Consider the following 15,945-nt stretch of genomic DNA (forward strand, 5'->3'; position numbering starts at 1 on the left):
TTAGCGCCTGTAATTCCGCTTTCAAAGAGAAAATTCGATGCTTAAGTTAAATGCTCTTGGGAAGAGTAACCTTCGTGGTGATGTATTAGGTGGTTTAACCGCCGCGGTTGTTTCTCTTCCATTGGCTCTGACCTTTGGTGTTGCTTCCGGAGCCGGTGCTGAAGCTGGTTTGTATGGCGCAATACTGATCGGTTTGTTTGCATCTCTCTTTGGTGGTACCTCTACGCTAATCTCTGAGCCAACCGGCCCGATGACCGTGGTAATGACTGCGGTGATCAGTACCTTGATTGCGGCTAACCCGGAAAAGGGCCTCGCCATGGCCTTTACGGTCGTGATGATGGCGGGTTGTTTCCAGATAGTCTTCGGTTTTTTAAAGCTCGGTAAGTATATTACCCTGATGCCCTATTCCGTTGTCTCCGGCTTCATGTCCGGGATAGGGGTGATCCTGATTCTAATGCAGTTGGCACCCGCGCTGGGTCAAAGTTCCCCCGGAGGCGGTGTTGTCGGGACATTAGTCAATCTGCCCGAACTGGTAATGAATATCCAGTTGGGTGAATTTTTGCTGTTCGTGGTAACCCTGCAGCTACTCTTTTTTACACCGGAAAAGGTTAAAAAGTATGTACCCCCGCAACTGGTTGCGTTGGTCTTCGTCAGCATACTTTCCGTTATTGTTTTTGATTTTGCACAGATTCAGCGTATTGGCGAGATTGATGCGTCACTGCCTTCGTTTGTGATGCCTCATTTTACCCATGCGGAGCTCAGTATCATGCTGGTGGAAGCAATGGTGCTGGGGATGTTGGGTTGTATCGATTCGATGCTGACTTCGGTAATTGCAGATAACCTGACACGTTCGGAGCATGATTCAAATAAAGAGCTGGTGGGGCAGGGCCTGGGTAATATCATGTCCGGCTTATTTGGTGGCCTGCCGGGTGCGGGTGCCACGATGGGGACGGTCGTCAATATTCAATCGGGAGGGCGAACCGCGTTATCTGGAGTGATACGTGTGATCGCTTTAGCGATAGCCGTGTTTGGTGCTGCATCTTTGATAGAGAATATTCCCCTGGCAGTACTTGCGGCGATCGCGGTGAAGGTCGGGATGGATATTCTCGATTGGTCGTTTATCAAGCGTGCGCACAGAGTCTCACGTCACAGTACCCTGATTATGTATACCGTACTGTTGCTCACGGTATTTGTGGATCTGATTGTTGCTGTGGGGATCGGTGTTTTCGTGGCAAACATCATCATTATTCAGAAGCTCTCTATGGTCGAAGCGCAGAAAGTACGCGCGATGTCTGATGTTGATGATGAGCTGCCACTGGATGATGAACAACGGGAGCTTTTGAATAAAGCCGATGGGCGAGTGCTGCTGTTCTATTTATCAGGCGCGATGATTTTCGGAGTGTCCAAAGCCATTGCCCGTGAGCGACAGGATATTGCTCATCATGATGCGGTTATCTTTGATCTGAGTGATGTGTCGTTTTTAGATGACACTATGGCTTTATCCATCGAAAACGTTGTTTTAGAAGCATTAGATATGGGTAAGCATGTTTCCATTGTAACTTCGCAAGAAGAAGCTCAGGAAAAACTGCTGAAACTCTGTATGGATTCGCGTTTGACCCGTGAGCACTTTGCCGACTCAAGAACCGTTGCCCTTCAGCGTGCGACAAAGCATATTGATGAGTCTCAGGTTCTTATGTATTCAGGCGCATAATGCTAGCGCTGTGCTTGAATTGAGTGGGCGTGCCCACATAAATAGGTCTGAATCAATATTGTAAGTTTTTAGCGGGTTTCTCAGAGATAAGATGGCAAACAAAGAAGATCGAATCTACAAAGTGATTTTTGTGAACCAGGACCAGGTTTTCGAAATCTACGCAAAGCATGTCTATCAGAGTGACATGTGGGGCTTCCTTGAGGTCGAAGAGTTTGTTTTTGGGAATCGCTCAGAGCTGGTGATCGATCCGGGTGAAGAGAAACTGAAAAATCAGTTCAATGGTGTAAAGCGATCTTATATTCCAAGTCATGCGATCATCCGTATTGATGAAGTGGAGCATGAGGGAACGCCTAAAATCACAGAGGCCAAAGGCACGATCACCGCGTTCCCGATGACCCCTGCCCCTAAAAAAGACTGATTTTTATCTGATCAATAAACATTTGAAAGCCACAGGCTCTGGTAGGGTTGCAGAATCAGAGTCTCGTGCAGATCTTCGCAACGTTTCCCCGATAGCAAATCATACCAGTCATCAGTACCGATTAAGTTCAGATTGGACAGGAGTAACTCCGCTGGTTCTGAACTGATATTGTTCAGGCAGAAGATACTTTGTCTACGGTCGATGCTCTGTCTCCAGAAGCCAAAAACCTGTGAGCCTAAATGCAAGGTGAACTGAGTTGCATTAGGGTGAAACGCGGGTTGATAGGTGCGTATGGATATCAGCTTTTTCATCGCCTCAAAAATGCGGTGATGATGCGTTTGCGGATCATCGAGTGCCTCTTTTAGCTCGTCATATTGCCAGTGATGGCGGTTAATAGAGCGATAGTGCCCGGTCATTTTTACGCGTTCATAGTCGTTTTGTGAGCCAAACAGGCTCTGGATATAAATCCCGGGGATTCCCTCCAGGGCCAGCATGATCCGGTGGGCGCACAAAAAGCGTTCCTCTCCCCACTGGTCAGGACCCTGGGTTGTCCCCTGCAGGGCATCGAACAATGAAATATTAATTTCGTAGGGTTTATTCTGGCCATTTTCGAGTGCCCGCCACGAAACGTGTCCGCCAAAAGACTGCATCAAATCGATCAATTGGCTGACTTCCTGATCACTTAAAATGCCCTCGGCAGGTCTGAGCCCAATACCGTCATGGGAGGCAATAAAGTTGAAATATGCAGTGCCATCCTGTGCGGGGGGCATGCTCATCATCCATTGCTTTAGATAGTCGCATTCTCCGGTAATCAGGGTATGCAGTAGCAAGGGGGGTAAAGAAAAGTTATACACGCAGTGAGCTTCGTTAGCGTTGCCAAAGTATGAGAGATTTTCCCGACTCGGAATGTTGGTTTCAGTAATGATCATTGCGTTGGGTTGAGCATATTCAATCAGTGTCCTTAGCAACCTAACGAGTTCATGGGTTTGGGGCAGATTTAGGCAGCTGGAGCCTGCTTCTTTCCACAGAAAGGCGATAGCATCCAGGCGGAATATATTGACCCCTTTATCCAGATAAAAACGGATGATCTTTACAAACTCTTTGAGCACTTCAGGGTTCCGGAAGTCAAGGTCAACCTGATCATGGCTAAACGTGCACCACACATGTTGTATACCGTCGTGGGTTTGTACGGCGTTTAATAATGGGCTGGTTCTGGGGCGAACAACCTGGCTAAGATCGGCCTCAGGGTTTTCTGTAAAAAAGTAGTTGTGGCCTTCCCCTTGTGCCATTTTGAAATTTTTGAACCACTGGCTTTCGCTGGAACAGTGGTTGATGACCAGATCAGCCATCAGGCGAAATTCAGCGGAGATTTTCTCGATATCTTCCCAGGAGCCTGCACTGGATCTGACTGCATAAAAATCCGACACCGCAAAGCCATCGTCAGAGCTATAGGGGAAGAAGGGAAGAATATGGATGCCATTAATCATGCCTTGGCATTGTTCATGTAGGAAGCGATACAGGGTCATGAGCGCCGTTTCATCTGGGTGATGGATTGAGTCACCATAAGCGATCATTATCAGGTCTGAAGCATCCCAGTGGTTCTGGTGAGGCGCGGGTTCCGATAGCACCTGCTCAAGGCGCATTAGTGTGATTAGCTCTGAGGCGAGTTGTTCCGTATCCAGAAGAGGGTAAACGCTCTCGAGGTGGCTTTTAACCCGAAAGTGAAGGTTATCGTTTAATAGGTTCATCAAGCGCTCCTGGTCAGGCTAACCCATACTCTTTGTTATCCAGCTCGACAGCTTCTAGTAGTCTGTCGTAAACATCAGGCATGGCACTGGTGACGCGGTTCCAACTTGGAATAAAAGGTGTCTCCATCGGGTTCGAAAGGAACTGTTCGCCTGCAGTCATGATGTTGCGGGCAAACATTTCAACGGCTTTTTCTTCGCTGTGAATGTCCAGCTTCAGGCCGTTCATGACAGCATCGTTGTGATAGGTTTCAATGAAATCCAGAGCGATTCTGAAGTAGGTCGCTTTTAATGAGCGGAATGTTTCGGTGCTGAAGGTATGTCCGTGGGTGGCAAGCTTACGTAGGAGCGCCTTAGTGATGTCTATCGACATCTTTGACAAACCGGCCCCTGCATCATCCAGGGATAAATTCTGATGTTTATGGTCGTAGCGGTCTGCAATATCAACCTGGCAGAGGCGGTTATTAGCATAGTTACGATGCATCTCAGAGAGAACGCCAATCTCCAGTCCCCAGTCACTAGGTATGCGTATGTCATTTAACACATCACGGCGGAAGGAAAACTCCCCCGCGAGTGGGTAGCGGAAACTATCCATGAACTGGAGGTATTCGATTTCACCAAACACTTTTTTGAGTGCCCGGAGCAGGGGGGTCACCAGAAGGCGACAGACCCGGCCATTTATTTGCCCATCGGCTACGCGTGCGTAAAAACCTTTGCAAAACTCATAGTTAAACTGAGGGTGGGCCACCGGGTAAATCAGGCGGGCTAGCAACTCTCGGTTATAGGTTGTTATATCGCAATCATGGAGGGCGACAGATTCTGCTCTGCCTGAAGCCAGAATATAACCCATACAGTACCAGACATTACGACCTTTACCGGGTTCTTGAGGGGCCAGGTTTAATGCCTGCAGTTCTTTATCTAGTGCCTGTAAACGCGGCCCGTCATTCCAAAGAATACGGTGGTGTTGAGGAAGCCTGCCGAAAAAATTCTGGGCAAATTTAAATTGTGCTTTATCGGCACGATCGAGACCTATGACAATTTCATTTAAGTAGGGCACCTCACAAATTTCATTGATGATATGGCTTAAAGCGGGGCCTTCAAGTTCTGAAAAGAGTGAGGGTAATATTAGTGCCAGCGGGCGTTTTTTACTGAACTTCAGTAACTCCGACTCAAGTTCATTGAGAGGTCGGTCAGAGAGATTGTGAAGCGTTGTTATAATGCCATTCTGATAGAAGTCAGCCATATTCTCACCCTTAAGTCTGTTGAAATTCTTTTAGTTAATGGAGTTAAACAGTGACGTTGATAGGCAGTACATGACCCCTTCAACCCACCCTTCTGGACCGCAAGCCTTGGTTAAATACTGATATGGGTTGCGCACCCGAGGGGCCGCATTGACAGGAGAGCGAATAATAATGGCCTGTTGGGCTGCTTCGAGCATGGCAACATCGTTTTCGCCATCTCCGGCAGCGATGGTGGTGATGGTTTTTTGGGGCGTGTTGTTTTTGTAGTACTGGGTTAGCCATTGAAGTGCCTGACCCTTATCACAGTGCCCAGAAACATGCAGAAACCTTCCGCCTTGAAGCACGTTAGCGCCTGCTTCTTGTAATGATGCGATGAATGCTCTTTTTCGTTGTTCGGTACTTTTCCAAAGTACCGGCTCGCTAAATGAGCGAAGGTTAGCTTGCTGTGCTCCTTCTAGAGAAAGCCCCGTGCTTGTCGAAATTCCATGGGTGCCTAATTCAGCAAAGGTAATAAATTCGTTGGGAAAGCTCCGCTCTAGGTGTTGTAAAATGGATTGCCAGGTACTGCGGGGCTGCGAAAGCTTTTTAAGGTGGTAGCCATCAACAATGGGCTGGTTCAGTTGTTCAGGGAAATAATCCTGTGGAATATATATACCGGCGCCGTTTTCAACGATGAACGGGTGATGGTTGTCCAGTGAATCTCTCAATGGAATGAGTTCAGCAAAGGTTTTGCTGGTGGCAGGAATAACAGGGATATTGTGTTGTTCCAACCGTGATAGCAGAGGTTCGGCTGCACTAAACCCGTAACTATGATGGTCGAGTAGTGAACCATCCAGATCTGTGAAAATCAGCGTTAAATCGATCACGAGCCCCTCCAGTCAAAAATGATGCGCCTGCCCTTTTGTGAACGCTGCTTTGCACCATTTTTATGCAAAGCAATCCAGAAATGTGATTATTCAATGGGTATCAATGCGTTATCTTGGTATCAGCAGGAACTGTGCCGATGTCGTCAATTGGCATGTTTGGGGTTCGGTAGAGCGAGGCTAGAGGAAAGAGGTGATAAGCGTCTGATGGTAATAACGTTTACGTTTAGCCGGTTATAGCGAAACTATTTTGTCTCGGCCCGAGTTTTTGGCTTGATACAAAGCATCATCGACTCGCTTAATAAGCTCATGGTGGCTTTCACCTTGTATATACACGGTAGCTCCTGCACTGAAGGTGATAGGAAAGTCTACTGAGTACTTCTTAGCTTTGGTGGACTCGCAAATTTTATTGGCTATGAGTTTGGCTCCGTTTAAGTCCGTATGAGGACAAAGCATGATAAATTCCTCTCCTCCCCAGCGTCCAAGAGTATCCGCCTGACGGCTTTCGCTGATTAGTAGCTGACTGACTTCTTGTAAAACAGCGTCTCCGGCCTGGTGCCCAAATTGGTCATTAATCTGTTTGAATAGGTCAAGGTCAAACAGGATGAGTGCTAATGGTGTTTCATATCTTGAGGCTGAAGCAATGGCTTTCTCCATCTCCTGATTGATCAAATATCGGTTGGACAGTCCGGTTAGGTGATCAGTTGTTGCTTGCTTTGCTAATAGCTCATTGAGGTTCATTAATTTGCTGTTATATGACGATATAACACGGTTACGGTAAATGAGAAGTCCCATTAAAATCAGTCCACCTACCACGGCCCAAAAAAACATCCAGTAATTAACCGGCTTATCATAACGGACGCCGACCCAGCGATTGGTAATAGCAGTGAACTCTTCTTTTGTAACGGAATAGATCGCTTTGTTGAATAACGGGATATATTGTCTCATGCCCTTTTGGAATCCTACGGATAAGGGGTAATTCATGGGTAGAGTGCTACTGACTTTAAGACTGACGAATTGTCCTGAATTAATATGGTGAGCAATGGCTTCATATGAATCAATGTATCCAAATAATTTTTCCTGAGTGACATCCTTTAAGGCTTCGCTGATGGAATCTGTAGTTTGTATGTTCATGTCAGGATAGTTTTGCTTTAGCAAATCATGAACCGCGCTAGAGCGAATAACAGATATAGGGTTGTCCTTCAGTTTGGCAATGTCGGGAACAAATAGTTGATCTTGACGAGTCACCAAAACTATTGGCGAGGTGAAAATAGGATTAGAAAAATCCAAGAATTTTTTTCGTGCTTGGGTTTGAGCAATAGGCACAACCGCATCGCATTGTCCCGTTTTTAGGGCTTCTAGGGTTTGATGCCAGTTTCCAGAATTATTAAGTTGGATTTCGGTTCCTAGCTTTTCGCCGATTAATGTAAGGACATCTGAGATAATTCCGCTGTGCTTTTTCCTCGTAAAGCTGATAAATGGCGCCCATTCTTCTTCAGCGCATAAGGTAAATTGTCCAAGTTCCTTAAGGAGCTTTTGTTCACCCTTAGAGAGTTTTATGTTTCCTTCTGGTTCTGCATTGTTGTTTTCTGGGGCAGATAGACTAAACCATCGGGTTTGGATAGCAATTTTCTCATGTTGAGGTATGGCTGTGAGCCCTTTGTTTAATATGGAAATGGCTTCAGGCCAGTCATTCCTTACGCCCATTACCAGATCCAGCTTTTGATCCAAATGAAAGGCTGTCTGTAGATAGGGCATCCCGAGTTTGTTTGCCAGATATAAAGTGGCACCATTGCCAAAAGTAGCATCGGCTCGTCCAGATGAAACCGCACTAAGAAGCTCTGTAACGGTATCAACAAAAAGAACCTTAACGCCATCGAACTGTTTAACCAGTTCAATATCGGATAAGTTGCCCTTCTGTATGACCACGGTCTTGTCAATAAGTGATTGCGCATCTTGGATTTGCGCGGGGTTTCCTAATGCGACGAAAACAGATTTTTGTAAAGTTAAGTAGGGGAACGAAAAATTAAGATAAGATAATCTTTCTGGTATTGCCGCACCAGTGCTGAGACCGTCTATTCTTCGGGCTTTTGCCGCCTCTTGCATTTCACTCCAGTTACCTAAGGTTAACTGGAAGTTTGCCCCTGTGATCTGATTGATCTTATTAAGTATTTCTGAGTCATATCCACTAATGATTCCGTTATCGGAGGTTATGACATAGGGCTCCCACGACTTATCAGTCCCTAGGGTGATGATCGGATGGTTTTTTATGAACTCTATTTCAGATGCAGTAAGTTCTAGCTCAGCTGAACTGACGTTCGTGATGGTTAAGAGCAGATAAAGCCCGTATATCCAAAAAGGCACATTCTTTACAGCTTGTGTCATCAGGCTTTGGGTTCCGTTAATAAAGTATCATCTCTAAAGGTAGTCTAAAATGGCGATTATGCCTCAGAGTAAGAGCTCTTGATTATCAAACGACTAAGTCAACCTGTTGCAAGGTACCTGTTTCCCCCTCTTCAGTCAGAAAAAGGCCGGTTGCCCGGATCTTACCGCCTAATTCTTGGCTGTTCTCGCCCGCTTCCAGGTCCCAGTCAGTGTGTGCGTAACCCAGATAGAGTGCGCCTACCCCTTTTTCTGCAAGGCTGAACATACTGCTGCTACCGTCGGCATGTTGAACCCAAATTCGCAGCTTATCCCAGATAGCATCACCCTCATCGATGAAACCGTTCTTATCATTATCGTATTCAGCTAGCTCTTTGAAACCATTACCTGACGTGGCGCCAAATAACTCATTGCCATCATCAACTTCACCATTAGCATTTTTATCCAAGGCAATGTATCCACTACTTTCTGCCAGGCGGTGGATAAGTTCCTGGTCACCATCGGAGTCAATGTCGAATTCTAATGTGTCGTTACTTAGCTCTGCGGCTTTGCCTCCAAAGTTGATGACTAGGGGGTCTTTCAAAGCTGCGCCCATACGGATCATGAAGCTGCGGTTCTCGCTTGTCGATCGGCTCATATTTAGTTGCAGGTTGAGGTCGATCACTTTGCCGTCAGCCGTACGTACCTGCCCCGTGGCCTGAAATTGGACTTGCTCTTGCTTAACTGTGGTTTCGCTATAGCTATATTCGAAACCATGCTCTAGAGGGCCTTCAACTGAACTGATAGTAAGCTCTGAACTATCTCCTGATAGTGATTCAGTATTGTTATTGCTCGAGCCTCCTACCGCAGGGGTGTTCATCATACCGACATTGAATCGTTTCCCTGTCAGGCTTTCAAAGAGTCGAATTAGCATCTCTATCTTCAGCTTATCTTCAGGGGTGAGCTCGAGAAGACTATTGCTGACACCGGTACTCTTGGTCATCAACTGATCCAGGGTATATTTACCGGCATCTTGCTTGGCAATCATCTGGCGGATATCGCTATAGGTCGCCTTTTCTTCTTTGATCTCTGTAAGAGATTCTCTCTCGATGCTTTCCCGGTGGGAACCGGCAACTAAGTTGTCTTTGTTAAAGGCATCCCCCTGACGAACATAACCTTCGGTTAGGTGTTCGCGAACTTCCTTATAGGAGGATTGGTGTGCGGCACTTTCCAGTGCGATGTCTGAGGCTGCGATACGCATGGCATCACCTTCCGTTTTTTTGTACCTTCCATGGCGGTTTGTCAGGAAGCCTATAGGGCCCCCATGCTAATGGAGGGAGTTATTTGTCCATTAGCGGTGTATCGGCTGAGACTTTGAAAACTGAAGATGAGCTGAACGGATAGTGAACAATTTTCATTTAGAAAAGGAGCGTTTTTTCTGTCTTTCCAGGGATCTCCCGGGCGAGTTTGGGGACCAGATAGCCAGGCAGCACCGCCTGCATCTGCTGATGGAGTTTCACCGCTTCTTCGTCAGGGATGTCGAAGTGTGCAGCACCTTTAACCGGATCTAATGTAAATAGGTAATAGGGCAAAATACCTTGTTCAAACAGCTTTTCACTGAGTTGTTGCAGGACATCGACCTGATCGTTAATCCCTTTTAATAAAACAGCTTGGTTCAGTACCGTGATATGCGAATCTTTCATACGCTTGGCCGACTCTGCTGTGGACCCATCCAGCTCATTGGGGTGATTTGCATGGAGAACCATAACGGTGCTAAATCGGCTATCCCGAAGAATCTGAAGCAGTCTGTCCGTGACTCTCTGAGGAATAACGATCGGTAATCGGCTATGAATTCTAAGCCGGCTCAGGTGGGGAATTTCTTCAAGGTCGCGGATCATCCTTTCCAGGCGATTATCGGAAGTAGCTAGCGGGTCACCCCCTGAAAAGATCACTTCAGAGATAGTTGGATCGGATTTGAGATAGTTGAGAACCTGCTGCCACTGCTCAGAACCTAGTCTGTTTTCCTGATAGGGAAAGTGGCGGCGGAAGCAGTACCGGCAGTTGATCGCGCAAGCTCCGCTGAGTATCAGCAGTACTCGGCCTTTATATTTGTGGATAAGTCCGTCGCTATGGTTCGCATCCATTTCCGCCAGTGGGTCAGCCACAAAGCCGCTTACGTCAGCTAACTCGTCATTAAGTGGTAGTACCTGACGGAGGAGAGGGTCCTTCGGGTTCCCTGGTTCTATTCTGCTTAGGTAAGGTTCTGGGACTTTCATTGAGAAAAGATCAGAGCCTTTTTGAGCACCATCGAGTAGGTTCTGCGGCAAATTCAGGTGTTCCAGAAGAGCTTTAGGGTCATCAATGGCGTTACTTAGCAGATGCTGCCAGGTTGGTTCGTCCTGTTGTAAAGTGATGCTAGAAATAGAATTCATGATGATTTGCTGCAGAAATGCGGTAGAAAGTTGCTCGCATTTTCCTTTCAAGTAGAATGTCTGTCAATTTTACGACTGACAGGGGCTGTGAGTCGAAAAAACCTTTTACACGAGATACAGAGAACATTATGGGCAACGTTTCTACTAACCAGTTTAAAAATGGTCTGAAAGTAATGATCGACGGCGATCCATGTGCAATGGTCGACGTTGAATTTGTTAAACCAGGTAAAGGTCAGGCATTCACGCGTGTTAAATTGCGTAACCTGATGTCTGGTCGTATCTGGGAGCGCACCTTCAAGTCTGGTGAGAGTATCGAAACGGCTGACGTAATGGATACCACCATGGAATACTCATACTACGACGGTGAGCTATGGTACTTCATGGACCCTAATACTTTCGAGCAGGTGGGTGCAGATGAGAATGCGGTTGCTGAAGCGAAGCCATGGCTGAAAGAGCAGGATGCAGTAACGGTTACGCTGTTTAACGGTAACCCTATCTCCGTAACACCGCCTAACTTTGTTGAGTTGGAAGTCACTCAGACTGACCCAGGTCTGAAAGGTGATACTGCTCAGGGCGGTTCTAAGCCTGCAACACTGAGCACGGGTGCGGTTGTACGTGTCCCATTGTTCATCAACGAAGGTGAAGTTCTGAAAATCGATACACGTACCGGTGAATACGTTTCACGTGCATAATTGATGATTATTTCAAAACGGCAGCTTCGGCTGCCGTTTTTGTTTCTGGCCATAGTAAAGAGTTAAACATGAACGACTGGCAACCAACCGCTGAAATTGAAATATTGCAAAAGCGTGCAGAGCTTCTCCATCAGGTTCGTTGCTTTTTTAAAGATCGAAACGTAATGGAAGTGGATACGCCCGTGATGTCTCATTGTGCGGTTAGTGATCCGTTTATCGATAGCATCGAAGTGCACTATAAGCCCAGTGTCGAGGCTGATAGCACACTGATGTTTATGCAAACCTCCCCGGAATATGCGATGAAACGGCTGTTGGCAGCAGGTAGTGGTGCTATCTATCAGCTAAGTAAGGTGTTCCGGAATGGGGAAGTTGGTCGACGTCATAACCCTGAATTCACCATGCTTGAGTGGTATCGCCCGGGTTTTACTGACACTGAGTTAATGGATGAGGTTGAAGCGTTAGTCAGGCCAGTACTCGGTTTGCAGTCAATCGAACGAGTGACCTATTCAGACTTGTTTTATCGCTATCTGGGATTTCGCCCCGAACAGGTAGGTATTGAGCAGCTTATTACTGAAACCCGTATGCATATTGAGATCGAGCTTGAAGATACCGATCCTGATACCTGGCTCAATCTATTAATGTCTCACGTTATTGAACCGCATCTTACTGAGCATGAAGCCGTTTTTGTTATGGATTATCCAGCGTCGCAAGCTGCCCTGGCAAAGGTTCGAAAGAATGCCCAAGGTGTTGAGGTTGCCGCGCGATTTGAACTGTTCGTGCGGGGTGTTGAGTTGGCTAATGGATATTATGAGCTTACTGATGCAAAGGAGCAGAAGCGCCGCTTAGACGCTGATCAGGCGCAAAGGAAACAGCTAGGCCTGCCTCAGCGGCCGCTGGATTATCGTTTGGTTAATGCGCTTCAGGCTGGAATTCCTGACTGTGCGGGAGTCGCGTTGGGTTTCGATCGTTTATTTTGGTTGGCAAGTGACAAATCATCTCTGGCTGAGGTTTTACCTTTTTCATTTGATCGTGCGTAAAAGAAGAGAGTGAGCTTATGGATGGCTTTAATCGATTGGCACTGAGATATATGGGGTGTAATCATCAATTGGGTGATTACTTTTCGGTGATGGTGGACGATGTTCCTCTGTTGGGAACGGTTAGTGCATTCGAAAGCGGTTTTGAGAGTAAGATCGCTGGCGCTTACATGGACGGAATCAATGCTGAGTTTTTACAGAAAGCGCTATTTTCAGACCCAGTCTCTCTGACGCCTTTTGTTTGTAATTGTGGGGACATTGATTGCTGGCAGTTACATCTGACCCAGACTTGTATCGGAGATATTGTCACCTGGCATGGTTGGAACAACCCGCACCGAAGCATTGATCAGGGATGGGATTATAGCGGCTTTCCGGTATTCAGTTTTTATCGGGCTGATTATCTTAAAGAAATAGGTACCGCGCTGGAGCAACTCCAGCGCTGATCATATCCTACATTATGCTGGAAGCTCGTTGGCGAGCGCTGTCTTGATGCGTTTTACTGCTTCTTCGAGCGTGCTGCGTGTGCAGCCAAAATTCAATCGCATATAGTTACTATCACCAAAATCGCGTCCGGGAGACATACCTACACCCGCCTGTTCGAAGAAGTGGGCAGGGTTGCTCAATTTGGCTCCGGAAATATCGATCCACGCCAGATAGGTTGCTTCAATTGGAAGAAGCTTGAGCCCCGGAATTTGATTAATCTCTTTAACCAGGAAATCGCGGTTTTCACGTAGATAGTCTAACTGTTTTTGGTTCCAGTCATTCCCCTCTTTGTAAGCCGCTATGGCTGCGGTATAGCCGAGTAGATTGACGTCGGGGACAATACCTTTCTTTTCATTGATAAACTGCTTACGAAGATTCGTATCAGGAATGATCGCAAATGAGCAGCCCAGGCCTGCAATGTTATAGGTCTTACTTGGCGCCATCAGTGTAATTGTACGTGCTGCAATTTCTGGACTTAAGGTTGCGATTGGCGTGTGCGTTAGGCCCTGCTCAAGAATCAGATCGCAGTGGATCTCATCCGAGCATATTTGCAGATTGTGCCTGATGGCAATGTCGGCAAGTTTTTTTAATTCCTCGACTGTATATACAGCGCCACCCGGGTTATGGGGGTTGCAGAACAGGAGTAATTTCGTTCGTTCATTGATGTTGGCTTCCAGTTCTTCGAAGTCGAGAATAAATCGACCATTGGATTCTGTTAGAGGGATTGTGCACACCTCTCTGCCGGAGAGCCTTGGGGCTGACATAAATGGTGGATAAACAGGTTTAGGTGCAAAGACCGTATCGCCGTTTTCACCAATGGCACGGCAGGCCAGATTGAGTCCGCAGACCAGGCCAGGAAGCCAAACCAACCAGTCAGATTCAATCTTCCAGTTGTACAGATGTGCCATACGCTCGATGACCAGCTCACTGAGTTCTGCCGGAACGTTGGTGTAACCGAAAACCCCATGATCGATACGTTTATGTAATGCTTCAATCACCGAAGGGGGCGACATAAAATCGGTATCGGCAACCCACATAGGTAAGATGTCGGTGTCACCATATTTTTCCCACTTTTGGCTTGCCGTTCCCTTTCTGTTTATCTGACGATCAAATTCTTTATTCATCATAACCTTTTATTCATTTGTCAGGTTGCAAAACGTTGCTCCGGCGCTATAGTGGGTGGTCATTGGATAACCACGAATACCCCAGACCTTCAGGCTTTAAAAAGAGTATTATATTGCTGTATTTATTTACCAGTGATATCTCTTAATTGGGGCCAAAATATTCGATCCTTATATCGGATTCCTGTTGGAAGTAACGAGTTATCTCACGCCTTGAGCCTATCTGGTTTTGTAAAGATTTTAGTGTATAGCGATAATAATAGGTAAATATCGCTATAAGTTCGTTTGGAGCGCCGCTTATGAGTAATGACAACCGAGTAATTATTTTTGATACAACCTTGCGCGATGGTGAGCAAAGCCCCGGCGCGTCGATGACTCGTGATGAAAAGCTGCGCGTTGCCAAACAGCTGGAAAAAATGCGTGTTGACGTTATCGAAGCCGGTTTTGCTATTGCCAGCCCGGGTGACTTCGAATCTGTTAAAACGATTGCTGAAGCCGTGACTGAAAGCCGGGTTTGTTCACTTTCCCGAGCGCTTGATGCAGATATCGATCGTGCAGGTGAAGCTCTGCAGAATGCCGCTATGGGGCGTATCCATACCTTTATTGCTACGTCACCTATCCACATGAAATACAAACTGCAGATGGAACCTGATCAGGTTGTAGAGCAGGCAGTTAAAGCAGTCACGCGTGCACGTAATCTGATTGACGACGTCGAATTTTCGCTTGAAGATGCGAGTCGCTCTGAACTGGACTTCATGTGCCGGATCATTGAGAAAGTAATTGATGCGGGTGCGAGTACAATCAATATTCCGGATACAGTGGGTTATGCAGTACCGGAAGAGTTCGCGCATACGATTGGCCAATTAGTCCAGCGCATTCCTAACGCTGATAAGGCAATTTTCTCGGTGCACTGCCATAACGACCTGGGTCTTGCGGTTGCAAACTCTTTGGCCGCGGTTGGCGCAGGTGCTCGTCAGGTTGAATGTACGATCAATGGTTTGGGTGAGCGTGCAGGTAATGCTTCGCTGGAAGAGATCGTGATGGCGATCCGTACCCGTAAAGATACGCTAGGCCTGGAAACCAATATCGACACGACCCAGATCGTACCGGCATCGCGCCTGGTGTCCAGTGTTACGGGCTTCCCGGTACAACCTAACAAGGCGATTGTTGGGGCGAATGCTTTTGCGCATGAATCGGGTATTCATCAGGATGGTGTACTAAAACATCGTGAAACTTACGAGATCATGACCGCACAGGATGTTGGCTGGAATACTAACCGTATGGTTTTGGGTAAACATTCTGGTCGTGCCGCTTTCCGTAGTCGCCTGGAAGAGTTAGGTACAACGTTTGCAACGGATTCAGAGCTTAATAATGCTTTCTCTCGTTTTAAAGATCTGGCCGATAAGAAGCATGAGATCTTTGACGAAGATCTGGTTGCGCTGGTCAGTGATACCCGTGCAGAGGCAAGCAGTGAGCAGTTCAAACTTTCCAGTCTGTCAGTGACTTCTCAGACAGGTGAAACGCCCGTTGCGAAAATTGTGATGCAGGTTGGGAACGAAGAGAGAAGAGCTGAATCCACAGGTAGTGGCCCAGTCGATGCGACCTTTAAAGCGATTGAGTCGATTGCTGAGTCCGGTGCAAGCTTGCAGATCTACTCTGTAAATGCCGTAACGGAAGGCACAGATTCTCAGGGTGAAGTGACGGTGCGTCTGGAAAATGGTGGCCGAATTGTGAATGGCCTTGGCGCCGATACAGATATCATTATCGCTTCTGCAAAGGCTTATATTCATGCCCTGAACATGCTTGATGCCAATGTGCAGAAAGCACATCCGCAAGTGTAATTG

General features: G+C 46.9%; 13 protein-coding genes. 6 read left to right on the plus strand and 7 right to left on the minus strand.

Annotated features, from left to right (window positions below; all coding sequences use genetic code 11):
* Window positions 1-37 precede the first annotated feature (37 nt).
* Together MED92_RS13050 and MED92_RS13055 are read left to right on the plus strand one after the other, a co-directional pair.
* Window positions 38-1,711, plus strand: coding sequence for a SulP family inorganic anion transporter (locus tag MED92_RS13050; protein WP_007022029.1), 1,674 nt, complete (start codon window positions 38-40; stop codon window positions 1,709-1,711).
* A gap of 91 nt (window positions 1,712-1,802) precedes the next feature.
* On the plus strand, window positions 1,803-2,129 hold the full coding sequence (locus tag MED92_RS13055; RefSeq protein ID WP_007022030.1) for a DUF1820 family protein: 327 nt from the start codon (window positions 1,803-1,805) through the stop codon (window positions 2,127-2,129).
* An 11-nt stretch (window positions 2,130-2,140) separates the two neighbouring features.
* Here MED92_RS13055 and MED92_RS13060 read toward each other — a convergent pair whose 3' ends face one another.
* The 6 genes from MED92_RS13060 to epmB form a co-directional block, all read right to left on the minus strand.
* Window positions 2,141-3,877: a sugar phosphorylase gene (locus MED92_RS13060; protein WP_007022031.1), complete on the minus strand. Its 1,737-nt coding sequence runs from the start codon at window positions 3,875-3,877 to the stop codon at window positions 2,141-2,143.
* A gap of 13 nt (window positions 3,878-3,890) precedes the next feature.
* Entirely contained in the window at window positions 3,891-5,117 is a 1,227-nt protein-coding gene (locus tag MED92_RS13065) for a glycosyltransferase family protein (protein WP_007022032.1), read from the minus strand.
* 30 nt (window positions 5,118-5,147) lie between these two features.
* On the minus strand, window positions 5,148-5,981 hold the full coding sequence (locus tag MED92_RS13070) for an HAD-IIB family hydrolase (protein WP_007022033.1): 834 nt from the start codon (window positions 5,979-5,981) through the stop codon (window positions 5,148-5,150).
* Between the two features lie 231 nt (window positions 5,982-6,212).
* A complete protein-coding gene (locus MED92_RS13075) occupies window positions 6,213-8,363 on the minus strand; it encodes a transporter substrate-binding domain-containing diguanylate cyclase (RefSeq protein WP_007022034.1) in 2,151 nt (716 codons plus the stop codon).
* 85 nt (window positions 8,364-8,448) lie between these two features.
* Window positions 8,449-9,600: a hypothetical protein gene (locus MED92_RS13080; RefSeq protein WP_007022035.1), complete on the minus strand. Its 1,152-nt coding sequence runs from the start codon at window positions 9,598-9,600 to the stop codon at window positions 8,449-8,451.
* A 157-nt stretch (window positions 9,601-9,757) separates the two neighbouring features.
* Window positions 9,758-10,771, minus strand: coding sequence for an EF-P beta-lysylation protein EpmB (gene epmB, locus MED92_RS13085; protein ID WP_007022036.1), 1,014 nt, complete (start codon window positions 10,769-10,771; stop codon window positions 9,758-9,760).
* Window positions 10,772-10,899: 128 nt separating this feature from the next.
* On the opposite strand from epmB, the gene efp reads away from it, so the two are divergent.
* The 3 genes from efp to MED92_RS13100 all read left to right on the plus strand — a co-directional run bounded on the left by efp (window position 10,900) and on the right by MED92_RS13100 (window position 12,940).
* Window positions 10,900-11,463, plus strand: a complete 564-nt coding sequence (gene efp, locus MED92_RS13090) for an elongation factor P (RefSeq protein WP_007022037.1) — start codon at window positions 10,900-10,902, stop codon at window positions 11,461-11,463.
* A gap of 68 nt (window positions 11,464-11,531) precedes the next feature.
* Entirely contained in the window at window positions 11,532-12,500 is a 969-nt protein-coding gene (epmA, locus tag MED92_RS13095; protein WP_007022038.1) for an EF-P lysine aminoacylase EpmA, read from the plus strand.
* Between the two features lie 17 nt (window positions 12,501-12,517).
* On the plus strand, window positions 12,518-12,940 hold the full coding sequence (locus MED92_RS13100; protein ID WP_007022039.1) for a hypothetical protein: 423 nt from the start codon (window positions 12,518-12,520) through the stop codon (window positions 12,938-12,940).
* 12 nt (window positions 12,941-12,952) lie between these two features.
* Here the strand turns inward: MED92_RS13100 and MED92_RS13105 are convergent, their stop codons facing one another.
* Window positions 12,953-14,107, minus strand: a complete 1,155-nt coding sequence (locus MED92_RS13105; RefSeq protein WP_007022040.1) for a MalY/PatB family protein — start codon at window positions 14,105-14,107, stop codon at window positions 12,953-12,955.
* 293 nt (window positions 14,108-14,400) lie between these two features.
* Here MED92_RS13105 and MED92_RS13110 point away from each other — a divergent pair, with 293 nt between their 5' ends.
* Window positions 14,401-15,942, plus strand: coding sequence for a 2-isopropylmalate synthase (locus MED92_RS13110; RefSeq protein WP_007022041.1), 1,542 nt, complete (start codon window positions 14,401-14,403; stop codon window positions 15,940-15,942).
* Window positions 15,943-15,945 lie beyond the last annotated feature (3 nt).

It is taken from the genome of Neptuniibacter caesariensis (assembly GCF_000153345.1).
GTDB lineage: Bacteria > Pseudomonadota > Gammaproteobacteria > Pseudomonadales > Balneatricaceae > Neptuniibacter > Neptuniibacter caesariensis.

Bases quoted from the DNA above. Each gene is read 5' to 3' on its own strand.
- MED92_RS13050 (WP_007022029.1), top strand. From the start codon at position 38: ATGCTTAAGTTAAATGCTCTTGGGAAGAGTAACCTTCGTGGTGATGTA.
- MED92_RS13055 (WP_007022030.1), top strand. From the start codon at position 1,803: ATGGCAAACAAAGAAGATCGAATCTACAAAGTGATTTTTGTGAACCAG.
- MED92_RS13060 (WP_007022031.1), bottom strand. From the start codon at position 3,877: ATGAACCTATTAAACGATAACCTTCACTTTCGGGTTAAAAGCCACCTC.
- MED92_RS13065 (WP_007022032.1), bottom strand. From the start codon at position 5,117: ATGGCTGACTTCTATCAGAATGGCATTATAACAACGCTTCACAATCTC.
- MED92_RS13075 (WP_007022034.1), bottom strand. From the start codon at position 8,363: ATGACACAAGCTGTAAAGAATGTGCCTTTTTGGATATACGGGCTTTAT.
- MED92_RS13080 (WP_007022035.1), bottom strand. From the start codon at position 9,600: ATGCGTATCGCAGCCTCAGACATCGCACTGGAAAGTGCCGCACACCAA.
- epmB (WP_007022036.1), bottom strand. From the start codon at position 10,771: ATGAATTCTATTTCTAGCATCACTTTACAACAGGACGAACCAACCTGG.
- efp (WP_007022037.1), top strand. From the start codon at position 10,900: ATGGGCAACGTTTCTACTAACCAGTTTAAAAATGGTCTGAAAGTAATG.
- epmA (WP_007022038.1), top strand. From the start codon at position 11,532: ATGAACGACTGGCAACCAACCGCTGAAATTGAAATATTGCAAAAGCGT.
- MED92_RS13100 (WP_007022039.1), top strand. From the start codon at position 12,518: ATGGATGGCTTTAATCGATTGGCACTGAGATATATGGGGTGTAATCAT.
- MED92_RS13105 (WP_007022040.1), bottom strand. From the start codon at position 14,107: ATGATGAATAAAGAATTTGATCGTCAGATAAACAGAAAGGGAACGGCA.
- MED92_RS13110 (WP_007022041.1), top strand. From the start codon at position 14,401: ATGAGTAATGACAACCGAGTAATTATTTTTGATACAACCTTGCGCGAT.